Origin of the sequence: Actinomadura sp. CNU-125, from assembly GCF_001942465.1 — a bacterium.
GTDB lineage: Bacteria > Actinomycetota > Actinomycetes > Streptosporangiales > Streptosporangiaceae > Spirillospora.
Map to the genome: position 1 here is coordinate 1 of NZ_MKJY01000600.1, position 22,196 is coordinate 22,196.

The window sequence follows — 22,196 nt, forward strand, 5'->3', positions numbered from 1 at the left end:
CCCCGCGCCGGCGCCCGTGCCCGAACCGGCCCCGGCTCCCGAACCCGCGCTCGTCAGCGCCGCCGCCGCGCGCAGCGAGATGAACGGGCACGGCACCGTCACCACCGTCGAGGAGCCCGCCGCCGTCCCCACACTGGACGCCGAGACGCTGCGGGGCGCCCGCTCGCCCGCGAGATCCTCGAACGCACCAACGGGGACACCGCCGCGACCGTGAGCGAGATCCGCGCCCAGGGCCACGTCTTCGACGAGACCGAGGTCGTGTGGGTCCGCGAGAAGATCTGGTTCCCGTACGCGGTGTACCGGCTGCTGGCCAAGCACGACGCGACGGCGCGCTCGTCGCCCGGGAACTGGACGAGCAGGGCGTCGACTACGACCAGGCGAAGCTGGACGAACTCGTCCGCTCCTGGCAGTGAACGACGGTTCACGCCGCCCGCGACGGAAATTCCGTCGCGGGCGGCGTCGTCCGTTCGTACGGTGTCGCGCATGGCCAAGCGAATCGCGGTGCTGACGGGCGCGGGCATCTCCACCGACTCCGGCATTCCCGACTATCGGGGCCCCTCCGGCGTGTGGACCCGCGACCCCGGACTCGCGAACCTTTTCACGCGGAAGAACTTCGTCGCGGACGCCGACGTCCGGCGCCGCTTCTGGCGGGCACTCGACCTGTTCGACGACGCCGAGCCGAACCCCGCCCACCTGGCACTGGCGGAACTGGAGCGGACGACGGCCGTCCGGATCCTGACGCAGAACGTCGACGGGCTGCACCAGAAGGCGGGCTCGACGCCCCGCAAGGTCCTCGAACTCCACGGCAACCTGGCGAACGCCGAATGCATGCGGTGCCACGCCCGCGTCCCGACGGCCGATGTGCTGGCGCGCGGCGAGGACGATCCGGCGTGCACCGGCTGCGGCGGCGTCCTGCAGCCGTCGGTCGTCCTGTTCGGCCAGTTCCTGAACGCCGACGTGCTCTCGCACGCCGCGAACATCGCGCGGGTGTCGGAGGTGTTCGTGGCGGTCGGCTCGTCGCTCGGCGTCGAACCGGCCGCGGGCCTGTGCGCCGTCGCGGTCGAGTGCGGCGCGACGCTGATCATCGTGAACCGCGACCCGACGCCCTACGACCACCTCGCGTCGACGATCGTCCGGGAGCCGATCGGCGAGTCGCTGCCCGCGCTCTGCGGCGAACTCGCGGGATGAGCGACCGCGTCCTGCTGCTGCCGCCGGGGGCCACGGCCACCGCGGGACGGCTGGCCGAGGCCGCGGCGGCGCGGGGCCTGCCGGTGCGGACGCTGCACCGGCGGACCCGTCCCGTCCGGGCTCCGGGGGCGGGCGCACGTGTACGGCGGCGAGGCGTTCGCGGCCGAGGTCGCGGCGGCCCTGGACGTCGCGCTGCTGGCGGGCGGGCCCGGGTGGCTGCCCGGCCTTCCGGCGGAGTTCACGGGACGGCGCGTCCGGCTCGGCTCGCTGGGCGAGGCACGCGCGCTGGACCGTCCGGCGTTCGTGAAACCGGCGTCCGGCAAGGCGTTCCCGCCCGGCGTGCACGAGCCCGGCCCGCCGCGAGATCCGCCGCGGGACCTGCCGCACGACCTGCCGGACTCGACGCCCGTGCTCCTCGCCGACCCGGTGACGTTCGCGGGCGAGTACCGCCTGCACGTCCTGGACGGCGCGGTGCACGCCGCGTCCCGCTACCTGCTCCACGGGGTGCTCGACGCCGCGCCCCTCGGCGACCTGCCGGAACGCGCGGCGGTCGAAGCCTTCGCCGCGGACCTGCTGGCCCGCGCCGCGCCCGGCCTCCCGAGCGCGGTCGTCGTCGACGTCGGGCTGATCACCGCGCCGGGCCCGCCCCGCTACGCGGTCGTCGAGGCCAACGAAGCGTGGTTCAGCAACTGCTACGCGGCCCCGCCGGAGCGGGTGCTGGACGTCGTGCTGCGCGCCGCCGCGCCCCGCACCGACCTCGCGCGCCGCGTCGAACCGTTCGTCCGCCGCTGACCGGGGCCGGCCGGGCTTCCGGACGGCCGCACGGCCCGCCCCGCCGGGTGGTGCGCGGGGTCGGGACGCGGTCGCGGGGCCGTTTCTGGGATCCTGCTGATCGGCGTCGACGAGAGGACGAAATGCACGGGAAACGGCACCGGCTGGGGCTGGACGACGAACGGGTGCGGGAGTTCTGGCGGGAACGGCGCGTGTGCACGCTCGTCACGCCGCGCCCCGACGGGACACCGCACGCGGTGCCGGTCGGGGCCGTGCTGGACGCCGCCGCGGGGATCGTCCGCGTGATCACCTCCGGCGGGTCGGCGAAGGCCCGGCACGTGCGGGCGGCGGGTCCGGCGGGGCTGCCGGTCGCGGTGAGCCAGGTGGACGGGCGCCGCTGGTCGACCGTGGAGGGACGGGCCGTGCTGCGGGCGGACGCGGAGTCGGTCGCCGAAGCGGAGCGGCGGTACGCCGAGCGGTACAAGCAGCCGCGGGTCAACCCGAAGCGCGTCGTCATCGAGATCGCGGTGAGCAAGGTGCTGGGCAATGTCTGACGTGGAGAACTCGGGCGCCCCGATCGTCCCCCCGGACGGGCGGGGCGGCGGCGGTGTCGGCCCGGCCCCCGCGACGGCCGAGGACGTGGTGGGCGGCGGCCACCGGATCGCCGTCGTCGGGATCGGCGCGGTGGGGACGGGCTGGGCGCGCCGCCCGGGACGCGCTCCGGTCCGCGGAGGTCCTGGTCGCGGCGGGCGCCAGCTCGGGATGCTGCCCGACTTCGCCGCCGAGTGCGTCGCCGTCGCGTGGCCGTCGCCGATGCTGCCCGCGCTGCCCGCGCTGTTCGAGGAGCACCGGGGACGGCGGGTCGTGGTCGTCGCGAGCGGCGACCCGATGTTCTTCGGGGTCGGGACGACGCTGGTGCGGTTGCTCGGCGCGAAGAACGTCCGGGTCCTGCCGCACGTGTCGTCGATGTCGCTGGCGTGCGCGCGGCTCGGCTGGTCGCTGGAGGACACCGACGTCGTCTCGGCCGTGGGCCGTCCGCTGGCCGCGCTGAACCGGCTGCTGGCGCCCGGGCGGCGGGTGCTGGTGCTGAGGCGGACGCCGGCACGCCCGGGGAGGTCGCCGACCTGCTGAACGAGCGGGGCTTCGGCGCCAGCGAGGTCACCGTGCTGGAACGGCTGGGCGGGCCGGACGAGCGGGTGGGGCCGCCGCGCGCGGACACCGCGGCCCTCAACGTCGTGGCCGTGCACTGCAGGGGCGCGGGCGTCCAGGTCGTGCCGGGGCTCCCCGACGACGCCTACGACCACGACGGGCAGCTCACCAAGCGGGAGGTCCGGGCGATCACGCTGGCGCGGCTCGCGCCCGTCCCCGGGGAGCTGCTGTGGGACGTCGGCGCGGGCGCCGCCGAGCGTCGCGATCGAGTGGATGCGGGCGCACCGGAGCTGCCGGGCCGTCGCGGTGGAGGCGCTGGCCGCGCGGGCGGACGCGATCCGGGCGAACGCGAACGGCTCGGCGTGCCGGGCCTGCGGGTGGTCGCGGGCGAGGCGCCGAAGGCCCTCGACGGGCTGGACGGGCCGGACGCGGTGTTCATCGGCGGCGGCGTCACCGCGGACGGGATGATCGACGCCTGCTGGGCGGCGCTGAAGCCGGGCGGGCGGCTCGTCGCGAACGCCGTCACGCTGGAGTCGGAGAGCGCGCTGGTGAACGCGCGCGGGAGGCTGGGCGGTGACCTGACCCGGGTCGAGGTCAGCCGGGCCGGGCCGGTCGGCGGGTTCACGGGCTGGCGGGCGAAGATGCCGGTGACGCAGTGGGCGGTGACGCGGTGACGGTGCATTTCATCGGCGCCGGGCCCGGTGCCGCCGACCTGATGACCGTGCGGGGCCGCGACCTGGTCGCCGCGTCGCCGGTGTGCCTGTACGCGGGCAGCCTCGTCCCGGACGAGGTGCTGGAGTGGTGCCCGCCGGGCGCGCGGGTCGTCGACACGGCGAACATGGTGCTGGACGACATCGTCGCCGAACTCGTGGCCGCGCACGGGCGGGGCGACGACGTGGCGCGGCTGCATTCGGGCGACCCGTCGGTGTTCAGCGCGATGGCCGAGCAGATGCGGCGGCTCGACGCGGCGGGCGTCCCGTACGACGTGACGCCGGGGGGTGCCGGCGTTCGCGGCGGCGGCCGCGGCGCTCGGCCGGGAGCTGACGGTTCCGGAGGTCGCGCAGACGGTCGTGCTGACGCGCACGTCGGCGCGGGCGACGCCGATGCCGCCGGGCGAGGACCTGGCGACGCTCGGCCGGAGCCGCGCGACGATCGTCCTGCACCTGGCCGTGCAGCGGATCGACGCCGTGGTGGCCGAGCTGCTCCCGAACTACGGGGCCGGCTGCCCGGTCGCGGTGGTGGCGCGGGCGTCGCGGGAGGACGAGCTGGTCCTGCGGGGCACGCTGGCCGACATCGCGGGGAAGGTGCGGGACGCGGGCGTGCGGCGCACGGCGGTGATCATCGCCGGGGCGGTGCTGGGCGCGGAGAACTTCGCCGACAGCCACCTCTACTCCGCCGACCGCCGCCGAAGCTAGCGCGCCGTCACGTTGACTTGCGGCGTGTTGCCCTTATCCGGCCGCTTATAAGGGCAACACGCCGCAGATCAACGAAACCGGCGGGAGTCGGGGGCGCGGCCGACGATCGTGCCGGCCCGGTCGATGACGACGATGTCGACCTCGACCGGGGCGCTGCGCAGGACGTCCAGTGCGGTGGCCCGCGCGCGCTCTGCGACGAGGTCGCCGAGCGGGATCCCGGCCTCCTGGCACACCTGGAGCGCGTGCAGCGCGGTGTTGCAGCCGCGCACGCGTTCGGCGGTGTCCGGGTCGTCGATCATGGCGGCGAGGACGCCGAAGTCGACCTGCGAACGCTTGGAGTGCAGGTCGAGGTGCCCGGCGGCGAGCTTGGCGAGCTTGCCGATGCCGCCCGCGATCGTCAGCCGGGGCACCGGGTGCCGCCGCACGTACTTCAGGACGGCCCCGGCGAAGTCCCCCATGTCGAGGAGGGCGTCCTCGGGCAGGCCGTGGAGTTCGGCGACGACCTTCTCGGACGTGCTGCCGGTGGCCCCGGCGACGTGCGTGCGGCCCATCGCGCGGGCGACGTCCACGCCGCGGCGGATGCTGTCGATCCACGCCGAGCACGAGTACGGGACGACGACGCCGGTCGTGCCGAGGATCGACAGGCCGCCGAGGATGCCGAGCCGCGGGTTCCAGGTGCGGCGGGCGAGTTCCGCGCCGCCGTCCACGGAGATCTCCACGATGACGTCGGCGTCGCCGAGGACCTCGCGCATCATGCGGCGCGGCACCGGGTTGATCGCCGGTTCGCCGACGTCGAGCGGCAGGCCGGGCCGGGTGACGGTGCCGACGCCCGGGCCCGCGCGGAACGTCACGCCGGTGCCGGGCTCGCCCGGGCGGACGGTCGAGCGGACGAGCGCCCCGTGCGTCACGTCGGGGTCGTCGCCCGCGTCCTTGACGATCCCGGCGGTGGCGCGGCCGTCGCCGAGTTCCTCGACGGCCAGGGCGAACGCGGGCCGCTGCCCCTTCGGGAGGGTAATCTCGACGGGGTCGGGGAACTCGCCGGTGAGCAGGGCGGTATGGGCGGCTTTGGTGGCGGCCGTCGCGCACGCCCCGGTCGTCCACCCGTACCGCAGTCCGCTCATAGCATTCTCCCGTGACGAAACGTGTGCTGCTGCTGGGAGGCACCGCGGAGGCGCGGCTGCTGGCCGGGCGGCTCGACGGGGACCCGGCGGTCGAGGCGGTCAGCTCGCTGGCGGGCCGGACCGCCGCCCCGCGCCCCTCCCCGGACGGGTCCGCGTGGGCGGGTTCGGGGCGCGGACGGGCTCGCGGCGTGGCTGCGGGACGAGCGCGTCGACGCGGTCGTGGACGCGACGCATCCGTTCGCCGCGCGGATGAGCGGCAACGCCGTCCGGGCCTGCGAGGCCGCCGGGGTGCCGCTGCTGGTGCTGCGGCGTCCGGGCTGGTCGCCGGGGGCGGGCGACGATTGGCGGCGCGTCCCGTCCCTGGCGGCCGCCGCCGCGGACCTGCCCGGCGAGCGGGTGTTCCTGACGACCGGCCGCACGGGCCTCGCGGCGTTCACCGGGGACGATCGCCGCCGGTTCGTCGTCCGCTCCGTGGACCCGCCCGGACCGCCGATGCCGCCGCGCACGACGATCGTCCTGGCGCGCGGCCCGTTCACCGTCGCGGACGAGACGGCGCTGATGCGCGAGCACCGGATCGACGTGCTCGTCACCAAGGACAGCGGAGGCGCGATGACGGCCGCCAAGCTGACCGCCGCCCGCGACCTGGGCGTCCCGGTCGTGCTGGTGGACCGGCCGCCCGTCCCGGCCGGCGTCCCCGTGGCGGCGACCGTCGAGGACGCGGCGGCCTGGCTCGTTCATGCCGGGTAGCGGCGGGGGGTGAAGACGGCGGTGCCGCCGCCGCGCTCGGCGACGCGGGTGCGGGACGAGCCGATCAGCAGCAGGCAGCGCATGTCGACGCCGGTTCCGTCGAGGTCGGCGAGGCGGATCACGCGGACGCTCTCCTCCGGCCCGCCGACGTCGCGGCCGATGACGACCGGGGTATCGAAATCGCGGTGCGCGAGCAGGACGTCGCGGGCCTTCGCGACCTGCCCGGTGCGCGACTTCGACGCCGGGTTGTAGATGGCGATCGCGAGGTCGGCGGCGGCGACGGCCGCGAGCCGCTCCGCGATGACGTCCCACGGCTTGAGGCGGTCCGACAGCGACAGCACGCAGTAGTCGTGGCCGAGGGGCGCGCCGATCCGGGACGCGACGGCGTTCGCCGCGGTCAGACCGGGCAGCACCCGCACCGGGACGTGCTTCCAGCGGTCCTCGGCGGCGACCTCCAGGACGGCGGCGGCCATCGCGAACACGCCCGGGTCGCCGGACGACACGACCGCGACGCGCCGTCCCCGGTCGGCCAGCGCCAGCGCGAACTCGGCCCGCTCGGACTCCACCCGGTTGTCGGACGCGTGCCGCTCCTGCCGCGGGTTGGCGGGCACGCGCGCCAGGTAGGGGGCGTAGCCGACGAGGTCGTCGGCGGCGGCGAGCGCGGCCTGCGCCTCCGGGGTGAGCCAGTCGCGCCCCGCCGGGCCGAGCCCCACGATCACGACCTCGCCGGGCCCGCCGTCCGCGGGCGTCCGGGGCGCGGGCAGCTCGCGGCGGGTCCGCTCGTGCACGCGCGACGGGAGGATCGCGAGGGAGAAGTACGGGACGGTCTCCGCGTCGACGTCGGCGAGCGGCTGCATCCGCTGCCCGCCGGTCGTCGCGCGCTCCACGTACCAGGCGTCGTCCAGCCGTCCGGCCTCGTCGACGGCGCCGCGGACGTTGCCGAAGGTGCGTCCGAGCTTGAGGACGGCCGCCGAGTCGGTCGCCGCGAGGCGGCGCGCGAGGTCGTCCGGCGGGAGGGTGCCCGGCAGCACGGTCAGGACCTCGTCGCGCTCCACCAGCGGACGCCCGAGCTCGGCGGACGCCGCGCTCACCGACGTCACGCCCGGCACGGCGGTCGCCGGGTAGCGGCCCGCCAGCCGCTTGTGGAGGTGCATGTACGAGCCGTAGAAGAACGGGTCGCCCGCGCAGAGCACGACGACGTCGCGGCCGGCGTCCAGGTGCTCGGCGAGGCGGGCGGCGCACCGCTCGTAGAACTCGTCGAGGACGCGCTGGTAGTCGTCGGTCGCCTCGGTGGTGACCGGGTAGATCAGCGCCTCCTCGATCTGCCCGTCCCGCAGGTGCGGCTCGGCGATCTTCCGCGCGACGCTGCGGCCGTGCCGGGCCGCGTGGTGGACGATCACGTCGGCGGCCCCGATCAGCCGGACGGCCTTCACGGTGATCAGCTCCGGGTCGCCGGGCCCCAGCCCGACCCCGTACAGGTGTCCGGTCATCACTCTTCCTCGCTGGCGATGGCGTTGATCGCGGCGGCGGTCATGGCGCTGCCGCCGCGCCGTCCGTGCACGACAAGGTGCGGCAGACCGGACGCGGCGAGCGCCTCCTTCGACTCCGCGGCACCGATGAACCCGACCGGAACGCCCAGGATCGCGGCGGGACGCGGCGCGCCCGCGTCGATCATCTCCAGCAGGCGGAACAGCGCCGTGGGGGCGTTGCCGATCGCGACGACGGACCCGGCGAGCCGGTCGCGCCACAGTTCGAGCGCGGCGGCGCTGCGGGTGGTGCCGAGGTCGGCGGCCAGCGCGGGGACGCCCGGGTCGCCGAGGGTGCAGACCACGTCGTTGTCCGCGGGCAGCCGCTTGCGGGTGACGCCGGACGCCACCATCCGCGCGTCGCACAGGATCGGGCGTCCGTCCAGCAGCGCGGCGCGCGCGGCCGCGACCACGCCCGGCGACCACGCGAGGTCGCGGACCAGGTCGGTCATCCCGCACGCGTGGATCATGCGGACCGCGACCCGGGCGACGTCCGCGGGCAGGCCCGAAAGGTCCGCCTCCGCCCTGATGGTCGCGAACGACCGCCGGTAGATCTCCGCACCGTCGCGGACGTACTCGATCACTCGCTCCTCCGTGTTCCGTCGACGGCCGCCGCCGTCGCCGCCGGGTCGGGGGGCCGGGCGCGGACCTCGTCGCCGAGCCGCACCTCGTAGCCCCGGGGGGTCGCCACGACCGCGACGTGCCGATCGGGCGGGTGCCCGCACCGCCGCTCGCAGCCCGCCCAGTGCACCGGCAGGCCGTCCGCGCCGCCGCGCGGGGACGCGGACGCCCGCACGGCCGCGGCCGCGTCCGCGCGGACGTCGGTCAGCGACTTCGCGCAGCCCGGACGGCCCGCGCACGCGGTGACCCCCGCCCAGTCCGCCGCCGTGACCAGGCCAGGAAAGTGTGGCATGTCCGTGAGGTCGGGGATCACGACGCCCCGCCACGGAGTGACGATGATCTCCGCGAGGCTATCCGCGAGGTCGCGGAGCGGCGCGGGGTCGAGCCGTCCGAGCGGGACGAGCGCGGAGAGCGCGCGCCGCCCGTCCCGCTGGCCGATCGTCCCGAGCGGCGTCCGGTACGGGACGTCCGGCGCGGCGACCGGCTCGGGCGGCGACGCCCGGCCTCGATGCCCTCGACGAGCCCCCCGGCGGCCTCGCCCGGCGGCGTCCCGTCCGGAGCCGCGGCGGGTACGCCCTCCGGCGGCCGGCCGTGGTCTCCGCCCCCGGGATCGCCGCCGCGTCCGACCGGCCGCATCCCATCGGGGGGTGTGTCGGGTAGGTCGGAGATGCGCCATTCGGTGGTGCGGGCTCGGAGGAAGGCGCGGGCGGCGTCCAGGGCCAGGGCGACGGCGTCTTCCGGGCGCGCGCGCAGACCGGTGTCGGTTCCGGCGAGGACGAGCGCGAGTTCGTCCGGTGCGAGGGCGTAGAGGCCGATGTCGCCGCGCATGGCGATGACGTCGCCGCGGCCGTCGTCGACGGCGAACAGGAAGCGGCCGGACAGGGCGGCCAGGGACGGGTCGGCGCACAGGGCGGCGTCGAGGGCCGCGACGAGCGGACGGACGTCGAGGTGGCCGGCGCCGTCCCGTCCGGACAGGACGCTCGCGGCGATGTTCCGCACCCGTTCGTGCGTCGTCGAAGGCAGCAGCCCGGCGGCCCGGAGCCGGTCGCTCAACTCGGCCTCGGCGCCGTCGGCGATGCCCCTGAGCTGGAGGTTCGCTCGCGAGGTCAGTTCGAGGAAACCGTCGCCGAGGTCGGCGGCGGCGTCGGCGAGCGCGGCGGAGCGGGGGCCGGTCAGCGCGCCGCCGGGGAGGCGGATCCGCGCCAGCCCGCCGTCGGCGGCGGCGTGGATCCGCAGCGTCCCCGGGCAGCGGTCGGGTCCGGTTCGTGATCGTGACGGCACGGGACGGATCCTATGGAGTCGGGCGTCCCGCCGCCGACCCGGCTATGCCTCGCCCGGCAGCGGACGGTACTCGAACCAGTCGAAATCGGCGTGGTTCGCGGTGGCGCGGCCGTTCGAGGACGCGTAGAGGCCGATGTAGACGCCGGTGAAGCCGCCCGCGACCTGGCTGCTCAGCATGTCGCCGTCCAGCGGGTCGCCGAGCGGCACCGGCGGCCCCGGCCGCACCGCGTACGACGCCCGGTACCAGCGGCCGTGCGCCTCGAAGCCGAGCCGCACCCGGCCCGGCGCGGGCGCGGTCTCCGCCAGCACCGTCTCGACGCCCTGCTCCCGTTTGAGCAGGCGCAGCCCCCGGTCCGTCGACACGAGCAGCACGTGGAAATCGCCGTTCTGCACGAGCGCTAGCCCCGCCTGCTCGTCGTCGGACGCCGCGAACTCCAGCTCGGTGAACGCCGCGAAGTCCGGATGCTGCTGCCTGCGCCCGACGAACGACGGGTTCGCGGCGTCCGCGAGGGTCTCCGGCCGGACCCGCAGCCGCAGGTGGCCGGGACGTTCGGTCAGGCTCCACCACCGCTCGCGCGGCGGCCGCAGCATGTTCCACTCCGACCCGAGTTCGGGCGCGTCGAACTGGTCGCACGCGGGCTCGGCCGGCCACGGCGCGAGCACCGACGGGGCGTCCCGGACCGGCTCGACCGGGGCGGCGAGCGGCCAGCCGTCCTCCCAGCGGACGGACGTCAGGAACGTTTCCCGGCCGAGGACGCAGCGGTCCCCGTGGTGCGGCCGCATCGCCAGCAGCACCATCCACCACTCGCCGTCCGGGGTCTCCACCAGGTCGCCGTGGCCGGTCCCCACGACGGGGTGGTCGAGGCCGAGGTGCCGGGTGGTCAGCACCGGGTTGCGCGGGTTGCTCTCGTACGGGCCGGTGACGGCGTCGGCGCGCGCGGTCATCACCGCGTGGTCGAGCGCGGTGCCGCCTTCGGCGGTCACCAGGTGGTACCGCCCGCCGATCTTGTAGAGGTGGGAGCCCTCGGACCAGATCGCGCCCTTGACCGTCCCGTCCCAGATCACGTGCTCCTCGCCGACCAGGGCCGGGCCGGACGGGTCGTACTCGCGCAGCCAGATCTCGGTGTGCCCGTCGTAGCGGCCGGTGAGGCGGGTACCGGTGCACCACGCCCGGCCGTCGTCGTCGAAGAACAGCGACGGGTCGATGCCGTTGCCGTCCAGCCGGTGCGCGTCCGACCAGGGACCGGCGGGGTCGTCGGCGGTCAGCACGAAGTGGCCCGACCATTCGGGGCCGTCCACCAGGGTGCAGACCAGGTGGAAGCGCCCGTCGTGGTGCCGCAGGGTCGGCGCGTACAGGCCGCCGGACGCGGGGACGCCGTCCAGCGGAAGCTGTCCGGACGGTCCAGGGCGTGCCCGATCGGCCGCCAGTGGACCAGGTCGCGGCTGTGGAACACCGGCAGCCCGGGGAACCATTCGAACGTGGACGTCACCAGGTAGTAGTCGCCGCCGACCCGGCAGATCGACGGGTCGGGATGGCAGCCCGGCAGGATCGGGTTGCGGAATCGGGTCACAGCGGGGTCACCTCCGCGGGGACGGTGCGGACGCGGTCGGCGCCGAGGACGCGCACCGGGCCGTCCAGCGTGAACGCGCCGCGCAGCGGGAGGTCCTCGCTGGACCCGCCGACCATGACCTCGACGGCGCCCGGTTCGACGATGCGGCGCAGGTCGGCGCCGGTGAACGAGGTGCGGTCGGCGTGCACGGTGAACCCGACGCGGGCGGCCTCGCCCGGCCCGAGCCGGACGCGGGCCCACCCGGCGAGCCACCGGGACGGGCGGACGACCGACGCGACCGGGTCGGCGAGGTAGAGCTGGACGACCTCGGTGCCCGGTCGGTCGCCGGTGTTGCGGACGACCGCGCCGACGGTGACGGACCCGTCGGTGCGGGCGCGCTCGTCGACGCGCAGGTCCGTGTAGGCGAACCGCGTCCAGGTGAGGCCGTGGCCGAACGGGAACAGCGGCGCCGGGCTGACGGCGCTCCAGTCGTGCGGGCCGTCCATCTTCGAGCGCAGGTAGGTGACGGGCGGGCCGGACGCGCGGCGCGGGACGCTGACCGGCATGCGGCCGGACGGCTCGACGCGGCCGGTCAGGACCCCGGCGACCGCCCCGGCGCCCTCCTCGCCGGGGAAGAACGCCTGCACGACGGCGGCGGCCCGGTCGGCGACGTCCTCGATCGCGTACGGGCGGCCCGACAGCATGACGATCACCGTGGGGGTGCCGGTGGCCAGGACCGCGTCGGCGAGGTCGCGCTGCCGTCCGGGGAGCGCGAGCGTCTCGGCGTCGCACCCCTCCCCGGACGTGCCGCGCCCGAACAGGCCCGCGCGGTCCCCGAGCGCCACGACCGCCACGTCGGCTCCGCGGGCCGCCGCGACGGCCGCGTCGATGTCGGCGCCGGGTGACGAGCACGTCCGCGGACGGGGTCACGGTGACGTGCGGCAGTTCGCCGCGCAGCGCGTCCGCGAGGGTCGCGACGTCCACGCCGAGCGGGAGGTCGGGCCGGTGCCGGCCGACGTGCGCGGGGAAGGTGTAGCAGCCGAGCATCCCGGCCGTGTCGTCGGCGAGCGGACCGGTCAGCGCCACCCGGCGGGCGCGCGCGAGCGGCAGCGTCCCGTCGTTGGCGAGCAGCACGACCGACTCCTCGGCCACCCGCCGCGCCAGCCCCCGGTGCCCCGGCCGGATCGAGGTCGTGCGCCCGGTCCCCGGACGCCCCCGGGCCGGGGACGCCGCCGTCCCCGGAGACCGCCGGGGCGGGGGCGTTCTCCTCGTGCTGGGCGGTCCCGTTCGGGGGCCCACCGGGTTCGGGCGGGGGGTCCAGGAGGCCGAGGGTGGCCTTGAGGGTGAGGACGCGGGCGGCGGCCCGGTCGAGGAGGTCCGCGGGGACGGCGCCTGAACGGACCCCTTCCAGGAGCGGTTCGCCGTAGCAGCGGACGGTCGGGAGTTCGACGTCGATGCCCGCGCGAGGGCGAGCGCGGCGCGCTGCCGCGCGAGCCCGCGACGCGGTGCCGGCTTTCGAGGAAGGAGATCCCGAAATAGTCGGACACGACGGCGCCGGTGAAGCCGAGTTCGCCGCGCAGGAGGTCGGTGAGGAGCCGGACGTCGGCGGCGGCGGGGACGCCGTCCACGTCGGTGTAGGAGTGCATGATCGAGCGGGCGCCGCCGTCGCGCAGGGCCATCGCGAACGGTTCGAGGATCACGTCGGCGAGTTCGCGGGGGCCGATCGGGGTCGGCGCCATGTTGCGCCCGGCGCGGGAGGCGGAGTATCCGGCGAAGTGCTTGGGCGTCGCGGCGACCCCGGACCGTTCCAGGCCCCGGACGTAGGCCGTGCCGAGGACGGCGACGAGCTGCGGGTCCTCGCCGATGCACTCCTCGGTGCGTCCCCACCGGGCGTCGCGGACCACGTCCAGGACGGGCGCGAGCCCCTGGTGGACGCCCGCCGCGCGCATGCTCGTCCCGATCGCGGCGGCCATCTCGCCCACCAGGTCGGGGTCGAAGGTCGCGCCCCAGGCGGGCGGGCTGGGGAAGACGGTCGCGCCCCAGGTCATGAACCCGTTGAGGCATTCCTCGTGGGCGATCGCGGGGATGCCGAACCGGTTCGCGGCGGCGATGCGGCGCTGCAGGTCGCGCAGCCGGGCGGCGCCCTCGGCGGCGGGGACGGGCGCGGTGCCGAACACGCGGGTGAGCTGGCCGAGGCCGTGCGGGAGGAGGTCGTCGAGGGCGGGCGCCGTCTCGTGCGAGTCGTCCTCCATGGGGGCGACCGGTTCGCCCGGTCCGGCGGGCATCGCCCAGAAGCCGGCGAGTTGCGCCGCCTTCTCCTCCGGGGTCATGCGGGACAGCAGGTCGGCGACCGGTCGGAGACCGGGAGGGCGGGGTCGCGCCACGGTTCGGCGGCCGTGCCGGGGGTCAGGGCTTCGGTCATCACTGCTCCGAGGGGGCGGCGGTGGAGGCGCGGACGCGCAGCTCGGTGGCCAGCTCCACGCGGGGGGTCAGCGGCGGCCGTCCGTCCAGCAGCTGGAGCAGGGTGCGGGCGGCGACCCGGCCCATCTCCTCCAGCGGCTGCCGGACGGTCGTGAGCGGCGGCGACAGCCATTCGCAGGTCGGCAGGTCGTCGAACCCGACGACGCTGAGGTCCTCGGGGACGCGCAGGCCGGCGAGGCGGGCGGCCTGGTAGGCGCCCATGGCCTGCTGGTCGCTGCCCGCGAAGATCGCGGTGGGCCGGTCGTCCAGTTCCAGCAGCTCGCGGGTGCGGGCGAAGCCGCCCTCGTGGTGGAAGTCGCCGTACCGGACGAGGCCGCGGTCGACCTCGATCCCGGCGCGTTCGAGGGCCGTCCGGTAGCCGTCCACCCGGGCCTGCGTGCACAGCATGTCGGCGGGGCCGCCGATCATCGCGATGCGGCGGTGGCCCAGCTCGATGAGGTGCTCGGTGGCGGCGAGCCCGCCCGCCCAGTTGGTGGCGCCGACGCTGGCGATGTCGGTGTCCGGCAGGTTCACCGGGTCGACCAGGACGAGCGCGACGCCCGCGCGTTCGAGCTGCGCGCGCTGCCGGTCGGTCATCCGGGACGTCACCAGGATCACGCCGTCGCTGTGGTGCAGGGCGGGCAGGTTCTGCCAGCTCGGCGGGCGCGCGTCGTCCTCGCGCACCAGCGACACGACGACGCCGGTGCCCTGCTCGGCGCATTCGGCCTCGACGCCGCGCAGGATCTCCACCGCCCACGGGCTGTCGAGCCCGGCCAGGACGAGGTCGATCAGTCCCGACCGGCGGGCGCGGCGGGAGCCGCCGGGGCCCGGGTAGTTGTGGTCGCGCAGCAGGGCCTCGACGCGCTCGCGGGTGGCGGCGGCCACGTCCGTCCGGCCGTTGAGGACCTTCGAGACGGTCGCCTGCGACACCCCGGCCTCGGCGGCGATGACCGCGAGGGTCGGCCGGGACGGTGCGTGCTGCGCGCCGGGCGGGTCCGGCGGGTCTTCGGTGGTGCGCACGGTCACGCTGTTCTCTCCTCCCCGAGGAAACGATTGCGAACGTTATCGCAATATTTCGCTCGCTCCTAGTCCCGAATCGCCGCACGATCGTCGCGGCGTCGCGTCGTCGGGGTGACCCGGCCCACACGAATCCAGCGTGAAGCCTTGACCGACAGGGGTGCCCTTCTTAGAGTTTCTCGGCAACAGCCTACCGAAGATTTTCGAAATGTTTCGAGGGACTTCCTCCGCCACGCCGCCCACCCCCCATCCAGGAGGCCACCCAATGGGCACCTCGCAGCAGTCACGCCGTTCCCTGCTGACCGCGATCTCCGCGGGCGCCGCCATCGCCGTCGCCGCGCCGCTGCTCACCGCCTGCGGCGACGACGCCGACTCCGGCAAGGTCACGATCGAATGGCTCGACATCGCCACCACCGAGCCGTCCAAGACCATCTACCCGGAGATCGCCGCGGCCTACGAGGCGGCGCACCCGAACGTCGACATCAAGCTCACGAACATGGAGAACGACGCGTTCAAGGCGAAGATGACCGCCGTGACCGCGTCCGGCGACCTGCCCGACGTGTTCGTGACCTGGGGCGGCGGCGTCCTCAAGCAGCGCATCGACGCGGGGCTCGTCAAGCCGGTCGAGGACACCGGCTTCCTGGACGGCTTCACGCCGGTCTCCCTGCAGCCGTACCAGTTCGACGGCAAGGCCTACGCCGTCCCGTACGACATGGGGATGGTCGGGTTCTGGTACAACAAGGACCACTTCGAGAAGGCCGGGATCGACGGGCCCCCCGCGACCTGGGCCGAGTTCCTCGACGCCGTCCGCAAGCTGAAGACGGCCGGGATCACGCCCATCGCCCTCGCCGGCAAGGACAAGTGGCCCGGGCACTACTACTGGGCGTACCTCGCGATGCGCCTCGCGGGCCCGGACGGCGTCAAGCAGGCGGCCGAGGCCCAGAACTTCGGCACGCCCCCGTTCGTCCAGGCCGGGCAGAAGCTCAAGGAACTCGTCGACCTCGACCCGTTCCAGGAGGGCTTCCAGGGCGCCGCCTACGACGCCCCCGGCGGGCAGGCCGCCACCATGGGGGCCGGCAAGGCGGGCATGGAGCTGATGGGCCAGTGGGCGCCCGTCGTGCAGAAGGACGCCTCCGGCAAGGACCTCGGCGACGCGCTCGGCTTCTTCCCGTTCCCCGCCGTCGAGGGCGGCCCCGGCAAGGTCACCGACGTGTTCGGCGGCGGCAACGGGCACGCGCTCGGCAAGGACGCGCCGCCCGAGGCGCTCGACTTCCTGAAGTTCCTCATGAACGAGGAGAACGAGGCGCGGCTGGTGTCGTCCGGCGCGTTCATGCCGGTCGTCAAGGGCGCCGAGAGCTCGATCGAGGACGCGAACCGGAAGATCGTCGCGGAGAAGCTGAACGGCACGACCGGGTTCCAGCTCTACCTCGACCAGGCGTTCCCGCCCGCCGTCGGCGAGGAGGTCAACGACAGCGTCGCCGGGCTCATGGGCGGCAAGAAGAACCCGCAGCAGGTCGCGCAGTCGATCACCGAGGCGGCCAAGAACGCATGACGCCGTCCCCCGCATCGCCTGTGCAGACCGCCGCGCCGACGCGGACCCGGCAGCCGCCGCCCCGGCCGCCCCGGCCGCGCCGGGGGCGGCGGCTGCGCGGCTGGTTCGCCGCCACCTGGTTCCTCGTCCCGGCACTGCTGGTCTTCGTCCTGTTCGTACTGATCCCGATCGTGATCGCCCTCTACACGAGTTTCTTCCGGTGGGGCGGTTTCGGCTGGCCGGACGACTTCGTCGGGCTCGGCAACTTCCGCGACCTGTTCGCCGATCCGCTGTTCCGCGGCGACCTGTGGCGCGGGCTCGTCCTGGTCGTCCTGTCGGTCGTGGTGCAGCTGCCGATCGCGCTCGGCACGGCCGTCCTGCTCAACCAGCGGATGCGGGGACGGGCGGTGTACCGAGCGATCTTTTTCGCGCCGTACATCCTGTCCGAGGTCATCGCCGGCGTGCTGTTCGGGATGATCTTCCTACCGGGGTCGGGCCTCGCCGACGCGCTGATCGAGGACGTGCCGCTCGTGGGCGGGCTCGCCGGGAAGTGGTTCTCCGACCCCGGCACCGCGCTGCCCACGCTGTTCGCCGTCATGACGTGGAAGTACTTCGGCTTCCACATGATGATCTACCTCGCCGGACTGCAGGGCGTCCCCAAGGAGGTCCTGGAGGCGGCGGAGATCGACGGCGCCGGGCCCTGGGAGCGGTTCCGGCACGTCACCCTGCCGCTGCTCGCCCCCACGATCCGGATCAGCGTGTTCCTGTCCGTCATCGGCGCGATCCAGATGTTCGACCTCGTGTGGGTCACGACCGGCGGCGGGCCCACGCACTCCACCGAAACGATGGCCGTCTCCATGTTCCAGTTCGGATTCCAGCGGTACCAGATGGGCTACGCGAGCGCGATCAGCGTCGCGATGTTCGCGATCAGCCTGGTGTTCTCCCTGCTCTACCAGCGTTTCGCGCTCCGCCGCGACCTGCAGGGCGCCATGACGTCGGCGGGAGGGGCGCGATGAGCGCGATCGGACGCCGCGGCGGGCGGACGCGCGGCCTCTCACGGCACGCGCTCGTCTGGATCCTCGGCTCGTTCATCGTCGTCCCGCTGCTGTACGCGGTGCTGTCGGGCTTCAAGTCGACGGGCGACCTGACCGACGACCCGTTCGGTCTCCCCTCCCCCTGGCAGGTGTCGAACTACACCGGCATCCTCGGGTCCGGCGACTTCTGGCGGCAGATCGCCAACAGCGTCCTGATCGCCGCCGCGACCGCGCTGATCACTGTCGCGGTCTCGGCGCTGGCGGCGTTCGCGTTCGCCCGCTACGCGTTCCGCGGCCGCGAGGCGTTCTTCACCCTGTTCGCGGTCGGCCTGATGTTCCCGCCCGCGGTCGCGGTGCTGCCGCTGTTCGTCCTGCTGCGCACGTTCGGCCTGCTCGACAACCCGCTCGGCGTCATCCTGCCGCAGGCGGCGTTCGCGCTGCCGATGACGATCATCATCCTGCGGGCGTTCTTCCGGACGATCCCCGCCGACCTCGAAGAGGCCGCCGTCATCGACGGCTGCGGCCGGTTCGCGTTCTTCTGGCGGATCCTCCTGCCGATGGCCCGCCCCGCCATCGGCACCGTCTCTGTGCTCGCGATCGTCACGAGCTGGAACAACTTCTTCCTGCCGCTGCTGGTGTTCACCGACCCCAAGTGGCACACGATCCCGGTCGGCATCCAGCAGTTCCAGGGCCAGTACTCGACGAACTACGCGCTGGTGTTCGCCTACATCGTCCTCGCGATGATCCCCGCGCTGGCCTTCTACGCCGTCGCCGAGCGGCAGCTCATCGGCGGCCTGACGGCGGGCGCCACGAAGGGCTGACGCCGCGCGACCGGACGCGCGCGCCGTCACGTCCGGTCGCGCGGGCGCGGACCTCCGCCGCCGAGCGGACGCCGTCCGTCGGGGCCGTCGGACGAACACGACGCCCCGGGCGGGCAGGAAACGGGCGTCGCGTGGGTACGGGAACCACGAGGCCCGCGGGCGAGGAGGCGGCGACCGATGATCCAGGTGGTGCTGTTCGACGTCAACGAGACGCTGGGCGACCTGTCCTCCCTGCGCGGGCGCCTGGAGGACGTCGGCGCGCCCGGGCACCTGCTGCCCACGTGGTTCGCCGGGACCCTGCGGGACGGCATGGGACTCACCGCCGCGGGCGCCTACGCCGACTTCGCCGAGGTCGCCGAGTGCGGCCTGCGGAGCCTGCTGACCGGCCTGGACGGCTGGGCCGGGGACGCGCGCCGCGCCGCCGCGCACGTCGTCAGCGGCTTCACCGACCTCGACGTGCACCCCGACGTCCCCGACGCCGTCCGCGCGCTGCGCTCGGCCGGGCTGCGGCCGGCGACCCTCACCAACGGGTCCGCCGCCGTCACCGAGAGCCTGCTGGAACGCGCCGGGGTCCGCGACCTCTTCGAGGCGCCGCTCGACGTCTCGGTCCCGCGCGCGTGGAAGCCCGCCGCCGCCGCGTACCGGCACGCCGTCGACCGGCTGGGCGTCGCCCCCGACCGGATCCTGCTCGTCGCCGTCCACCCGTGGGACGTCGACGGCGCCCGCCGCGCGGGCCTGCGCGCCGCGTGGCTGAACCGCGGCGCGCTCCCCTACCCGTCGATGTTCGAGCGCCCCGACCACACGATCACCGACCTGCGCGACCTCCCCGGGGTTCTCGAACGTCGGCCGGGCGCCTGAACCGGGGCGGCGGCGAGCGCGCCGGTGTTCGATCGGCCTGTTCCGGCAAATGCCTCCCCCAAAGTGATCTTGGGTTGTTGGATGGGTTCTGACAATCCCAACACCCCCGAGTGAGGAAGTCACCGTGACGGACGAGGCAGCCGCGATCAACTCCGAGGTCCCGCAGACCGCCCGGATCTGGAACTACTGGCTGGGCGGCAAGGACAACTTCGATGTCGACCGGCAGGTCGGCGAGGAGATCCTCAAAGTCATCCCGAACATGGCGCTGATGGCACGGGCGACGCGCCAGTTCCTGCAGCGCGCCGTGCACCATCTCGCGGCCGACCTGCGCGTCCGCCAGTTCCTCGACATCGGCACCGGGCTCCCGACGGCCGACAACACCCACCAGGTCGCCCAGCGGGCCGTCCCGGACGCCCGCGTGGTGTACGTCGACAACGACCCGCTGGTGCTGGCGCACGCGCGCGCCCTGCTCACGAGCTCACCGGAGGGGAAGACCGCCTACCTTCCCGCCGACCTGCGCGAACCCGAGAAGATCATCGCGGGGGCGGCCGAGACGCTGGACTTCGACGAGCCCGTCGCGCTCCTGCTGATGGGGATCCTCGGGCACATGACCGACTACGAGGAGGGGCGGTCGATCGTCCGGCGGCTGGTGGACGCGCTGCCGAGCGGCAGCCACCTCGCCCTGTACGACGCCACGAACGTCGTGGACCCGGCGACCGCCGAGGCCATCGCGATCTGGAACCGGTCCGCCGAGCCGCCCTACGTGCTCCGGACGCCGGAGCAGCTCGCCGGTTTCTTCGAGGGCATGGACCTCGTGCCGCCCGGCGTCGTCTCCTGCCCGCTGTGGCACGCCGTGGGCACCGACATCGGCACGGTCGAGGAGATCGACGAGTTCTGCGGGGTCGCGCGTAAACCCTGAGGCCGGCCGGTTGTCACCGGCGGGGCCTACGATCACCGGCCATGGCGAACAAGAAGCAGTCCGCACCGCCGCGGCCGATCGCGGCGGGGGACGTCGTGGCGGCGTTCTCCGCCGAACTCGGCGAGTGGACGGCGGCGCAGATCGTCCGGATCGACGCCGCGAACGAGACGGCGGCGGTGCTCGAACTGGACTGGTCCGGGCCCGAACCCGTGTCGGTCGGCGAGCTCGGCGACGTGTCGCCGCTGAGGCTGACGCACCATTCGTGGAACGGGAGCCTGTCGTACTGCAACTTCGAGTGGGTGCTTCCGCGCAGTCACAAGGTCATCGGGAATCTGCCGCCGCTGCACGACGAGCCGTCGAACGGCTACGGCTACGGGTGGCGGCTCGGTGACCAGCTCGTCCGGCAGCGGCGGTGGGACGCGGGGCTGGAGGACGATCCGCCGATGCCGTGGAAGCTGGCGTGCACCGGGGCCGAGGTCGACGAGATGGGCGGAGTCCGGCCGGACGTCACCCGCCTGCACGTCCGGGACATCGTGTCGCTCGACTGCGGGCGGCTCGTCGGGCTGTTCCCGAACCTGACGGAACTCGATCTGCGGGGCGATCTCGGGCTGCTCGCGGAGGCGGGCCGGTTGAACGACCTGACGTCGCTGAAGTCGCTGTCGGTCTTCGACCTGTTCGGGATGACGAAGGAAGATCGCCTGCAGCCCCGGTGCACGCCCGATCTGGAGGAGCTGTACCTGTACGGGATTCCGGCCGAGTACGCGAACGCGATGCGCTCGACGTGGCGTCCGGAGATCCCCAACGGGACGCGCATCGACATCCGCGGTGCCCGCAAACCGGAATGGGTCGCCGAGAACCGGGACAATCCGCTGCGCGATTGGGACGGCCGCGGGCAGATCAGCAAGACGAACTTCAAGAAGTCGGTCGCGCAGTACAAGGCGACGCGGCGCGCGGTCATGGCGGTGCTGGCCGAAGTGGCGCCGGACGATCGTCCGGCGCGGCTGACCGAGATCGGGCGCGAGTACGGGGAGGCGTTCAACGAGTTCGATCGCCGCGCGGGCTTCATCGAGACCGTCGAACGCGAGGAGCTCTTCGAGGCGCTGCACCGCATCGCGACGGACGCCGGAGCCGAGCACGGCCTCGAACCGGACGGCACGTTCGACAGCCTCGCCTCGGGTGTGGAGTCCGTCCGCGACTGGTGACGGTCGGGCCCGTCCACCGTGGACCGGCCCGCGGAGCCGTGCCTCGGGCCCCGCACGAGCCGCCGCGCTCGTCAACGCGAGGACGTCGTCCGCGCCGGGTCCCACCGCGTCCGGCTACGCGAACAGGCGCACTCCCCTTGTCGCGTGAGCCCGTTCGCCGAGTAAGGGCGCGCGACGGGCCCGTCCACGGATCAGTCGAGTGGCCGGGGCTTTTTGCGCAGGGACGCGCCGGCGGCGCGTTCGGCGGCGGCGTGCCACCAGCCGGGCGGGGACGGACCGACGATCTTCGAGGTCGGCTGGTCGGGGTGGAGTCCGAGTCGGCGCAGCGCGTCCGGTTCGATCCGAATGTCGCACCAGCCGCGCCAGCGGCCGGTTTCGGGGTCGGGGCCGCAGGCCAGTCCTATGACGATCTCATCGTCGCGGAACGGCATCCAGTCGATGCCGCGCTCGCGCAGTCAACCCCGCGTCGCCGCCATGGGCGACGGGGCTCCGGGCAGGTTCTCGTAGGACGTGACGAGGATCCAGTCGCGGTAGGTCGCCATGAACCCCATGATGCAGGAAATCTGCCCGCCGTGATGGTTCGCGACGCCCTCGCGCCCGCTACAGGCCCCCTCGGAGGCCCCGCTGACAAGGGATGGCGGCGGCCGGGGCGGGCATGACGGGCTGGGCGGCCGTCACCGGCGAACTCGGCGACGGCGGTCGCCCTCCATGCCGCGTCTTCGTCGTCGGCGGGCATGGGGCCGGACGGGCGTCGGCGCCGGAGGCGGCCGGGGCGGCACGAGCGGCCGGGGGCGGGGCGCGTTAGGGTGTGGGCGGCGACAAGCGGAGGAAGCCGGTGCGAATCCGGCGCTGTCCCGCAACTGTCACCGGGGAGCGGACCCCAGCACGGCCACTGCGCGAGCGGGAAGGCCGGGGCGAGCGTCGATCCGGAAGCCAGGAGACTCCATGTCGCCGCCGTTTCCCTGCGATTCGGGGCGAGGACCCC

Annotated in this window: 22 protein-coding genes, 3 pseudogenes and 1 riboswitch; of the genes and pseudogenes, 14 read left to right on the forward strand and 11 right to left on the reverse strand. The window is 74.4% G+C overall.

Going from position 1 to position 22,196, the window contains the following annotated elements; translation table 11 throughout:
• The 7 genes and pseudogenes from BJF79_RS49415 to cobM all read left to right on the forward strand — a co-directional run.
• Positions 1 to 214 (forward strand): annotated as a pseudogene (locus BJF79_RS49415) (hypothetical protein); the annotation flags it as partial.
• Positions 211 to 1,188 (forward strand): SIR2 family NAD-dependent protein deacylase, encoded by a 978-nt coding sequence (locus tag BJF79_RS49420; protein WP_316043596.1) that lies wholly within the window; start codon positions 211 to 213, stop codon positions 1,186 to 1,188. The pseudogene BJF79_RS49415 and the gene BJF79_RS49420, both read left to right, overlap by 4 nt.
• 138 nt (positions 1,189 to 1,326) lie before the next feature.
• Entirely contained in the window at positions 1,327 to 1,980 is a 654-nt protein-coding gene (locus tag BJF79_RS49425; protein ID WP_262403714.1) for an ATP-grasp domain-containing protein, read from the forward strand.
• Positions 1,981 to 2,102: 122 nt separating this feature from the next.
• Positions 2,103 to 2,513, forward strand: a complete 411-nt coding sequence (locus tag BJF79_RS49430; protein WP_075907478.1) for a pyridoxamine 5'-phosphate oxidase family protein — start codon at positions 2,103 to 2,105, stop codon at positions 2,511 to 2,513.
• Positions 2,506 to 3,090, forward strand: coding sequence for a precorrin-6y C5,15-methyltransferase (decarboxylating) subunit CbiE (gene cbiE, locus BJF79_RS66280; RefSeq protein WP_316043597.1), 585 nt, complete (start codon positions 2,506 to 2,508; stop codon positions 3,088 to 3,090). The genes BJF79_RS49430 and cbiE overlap by 8 nt, the downstream gene beginning before the upstream one ends.
• 32 nt (positions 3,091 to 3,122) lie before the next feature.
• Positions 3,123 to 3,782 (forward strand): precorrin-6Y C5,15-methyltransferase (decarboxylating) subunit CbiT, encoded by a 660-nt coding sequence (locus tag BJF79_RS66285; protein WP_316043598.1) that lies wholly within the window; start codon positions 3,123 to 3,125, stop codon positions 3,780 to 3,782.
• Positions 3,779 to 4,523: pseudogene (gene cobM, locus BJF79_RS49440) on the forward strand (precorrin-4 C(11)-methyltransferase). The gene BJF79_RS66285 and the pseudogene cobM overlap by 4 nt, the downstream one beginning before the upstream one ends.
• A gap of 68 nt (positions 4,524 to 4,591) precedes the next feature.
• Here the strand turns inward: cobM and BJF79_RS49445 are convergent.
• A complete protein-coding gene (locus BJF79_RS49445; RefSeq protein WP_075907479.1) occupies positions 4,592 to 5,644 on the reverse strand; it encodes a cobalt-precorrin-5B (C(1))-methyltransferase in 1,053 nt (350 codons plus the stop codon).
• A gap of 21 nt (positions 5,645 to 5,665) precedes the next feature.
• On the opposite strand from BJF79_RS49445, the gene BJF79_RS49450 reads away from it, so the two are divergent.
• On the forward strand, positions 5,666 to 6,391 hold the full coding sequence (locus BJF79_RS49450) for a cobalt-precorrin-6A reductase (RefSeq protein ID WP_262403715.1): 726 nt from the start codon (positions 5,666 to 5,668) through the stop codon (positions 6,389 to 6,391).
• Here BJF79_RS49450 and BJF79_RS49455 read toward each other — a convergent pair.
• The 9 genes and pseudogenes from BJF79_RS49455 to BJF79_RS49485 all read right to left on the reverse strand — a co-directional run bounded on the left by BJF79_RS49455 (position 6,379) and on the right by BJF79_RS49485 (position 14,855).
• The gene (locus tag BJF79_RS49455; RefSeq protein WP_075907480.1) at positions 6,379 to 7,881 is read right to left on the reverse strand and encodes a precorrin-2 C(20)-methyltransferase; all 1,503 of its coding nucleotides are present in this window, start codon (positions 7,879 to 7,881) and stop codon (positions 6,379 to 6,381) included. The two genes, BJF79_RS49450 and BJF79_RS49455, sit on opposite strands and share 13 nt — an antisense overlap.
• Positions 7,881 to 8,501, reverse strand: coding sequence for a precorrin-8X methylmutase (locus BJF79_RS49460; protein ID WP_075907481.1), 621 nt, complete (start codon positions 8,499 to 8,501; stop codon positions 7,881 to 7,883). The genes BJF79_RS49455 and BJF79_RS49460 overlap by 1 nt, the downstream gene beginning before the upstream one ends.
• Complete coding sequence (locus BJF79_RS49465; RefSeq protein ID WP_143221029.1) at positions 8,498 to 8,830, reverse strand: hypothetical protein; 333 nt, start codon at positions 8,828 to 8,830, stop codon at positions 8,498 to 8,500. Before BJF79_RS49465 ends, BJF79_RS49460 begins: the two co-directional genes overlap by 4 nt.
• 17 nt (positions 8,831 to 8,847) lie before the next feature.
• Positions 8,848 to 9,819, reverse strand: a complete 972-nt coding sequence (locus BJF79_RS49470; RefSeq protein WP_075907483.1) for a hypothetical protein — start codon at positions 9,817 to 9,819, stop codon at positions 8,848 to 8,850.
• Between the two features lie 42 nt (positions 9,820 to 9,861).
• Positions 9,862 to 10,602, reverse strand: coding sequence for a hypothetical protein (locus BJF79_RS68210; RefSeq protein ID WP_410050243.1), 741 nt, complete (start codon positions 10,600 to 10,602; stop codon positions 9,862 to 9,864).
• Positions 10,582 to 11,390 (reverse strand): annotated as a pseudogene (locus BJF79_RS68215) (glycoside hydrolase family 43 protein); the annotation flags it as partial. The gene BJF79_RS68210 and the pseudogene BJF79_RS68215, both read right to left, overlap by 21 nt.
• Entirely contained in the window at positions 11,387 to 12,214 is an 828-nt protein-coding gene (locus tag BJF79_RS66290; RefSeq protein ID WP_143221030.1) for a glycoside hydrolase family 3 C-terminal domain-containing protein, read from the reverse strand. The gene BJF79_RS66290 and the pseudogene BJF79_RS68215, both read right to left, overlap by 4 nt.
• Before the next feature lie 231 nt (positions 12,215 to 12,445).
• Positions 12,446 to 13,699 carry a glycoside hydrolase family 3 protein gene (locus BJF79_RS66295; RefSeq protein ID WP_316043599.1) on the reverse strand — a complete coding sequence of 418 codons (1,254 nt, stop codon included), beginning with the start codon at positions 13,697 to 13,699 and terminating at the stop codon, positions 12,446 to 12,448.
• Between the two features lie 91 nt (positions 13,700 to 13,790).
• Entirely contained in the window at positions 13,791 to 14,855 is a 1,065-nt protein-coding gene (locus BJF79_RS49485; protein WP_262403717.1) for a LacI family DNA-binding transcriptional regulator, read from the reverse strand.
• A gap of 256 nt (positions 14,856 to 15,111) precedes the next feature.
• On the opposite strand from BJF79_RS49485, the gene BJF79_RS49490 reads away from it, so the two are divergent.
• The 6 genes from BJF79_RS49490 to BJF79_RS49515 all read left to right on the forward strand — a co-directional run bounded on the left by BJF79_RS49490 (position 15,112) and on the right by BJF79_RS49515 (position 21,211).
• Positions 15,112 to 16,398: an extracellular solute-binding protein gene (locus tag BJF79_RS49490; RefSeq protein WP_075907484.1), complete on the forward strand. Its 1,287-nt coding sequence runs from the start codon at positions 15,112 to 15,114 to the stop codon at positions 16,396 to 16,398.
• Positions 16,395 to 17,393 (forward strand): carbohydrate ABC transporter permease, encoded by a 999-nt coding sequence (locus tag BJF79_RS49495; protein WP_075907485.1) that lies wholly within the window; start codon positions 16,395 to 16,397, stop codon positions 17,391 to 17,393. Before BJF79_RS49490 ends, BJF79_RS49495 begins: the two co-directional genes overlap by 4 nt.
• Positions 17,390 to 18,232: a carbohydrate ABC transporter permease gene (locus BJF79_RS49500; RefSeq protein ID WP_075907486.1), complete on the forward strand. Its 843-nt coding sequence runs from the start codon at positions 17,390 to 17,392 to the stop codon at positions 18,230 to 18,232. Before BJF79_RS49495 ends, BJF79_RS49500 begins: the two co-directional genes overlap by 4 nt.
• Before the next feature lie 177 nt (positions 18,233 to 18,409).
• Positions 18,410 to 19,090: a haloacid dehalogenase type II gene (locus tag BJF79_RS49505; RefSeq protein ID WP_075907487.1), complete on the forward strand. Its 681-nt coding sequence runs from the start codon at positions 18,410 to 18,412 to the stop codon at positions 19,088 to 19,090.
• 124 nt (positions 19,091 to 19,214) lie between these two features.
• Positions 19,215 to 20,009 (forward strand): SAM-dependent methyltransferase, encoded by a 795-nt coding sequence (locus BJF79_RS49510; RefSeq protein ID WP_075907488.1) that lies wholly within the window; start codon positions 19,215 to 19,217, stop codon positions 20,007 to 20,009.
• A gap of 41 nt (positions 20,010 to 20,050) precedes the next feature.
• On the forward strand, positions 20,051 to 21,211 hold the full coding sequence (locus BJF79_RS49515) for a hypothetical protein (RefSeq protein WP_075907489.1): 1,161 nt from the start codon (positions 20,051 to 20,053) through the stop codon (positions 21,209 to 21,211).
• A 191-nt stretch (positions 21,212 to 21,402) separates the two neighbouring features.
• On the opposite strand, the gene BJF79_RS49520 is transcribed toward BJF79_RS49515, so the two are convergent.
• Positions 21,403 to 21,642 (reverse strand): hypothetical protein, encoded by a 240-nt coding sequence (locus tag BJF79_RS49520; protein WP_075907490.1) that lies wholly within the window; start codon positions 21,640 to 21,642, stop codon positions 21,403 to 21,405.
• 394 nt (positions 21,643 to 22,036) lie between these two features.
• A riboswitch (cobalamin riboswitch) is annotated at positions 22,037 to 22,155 on the forward strand.
• The last annotated feature ends 41 nt before the right edge of the window (positions 22,156 to 22,196 follow it).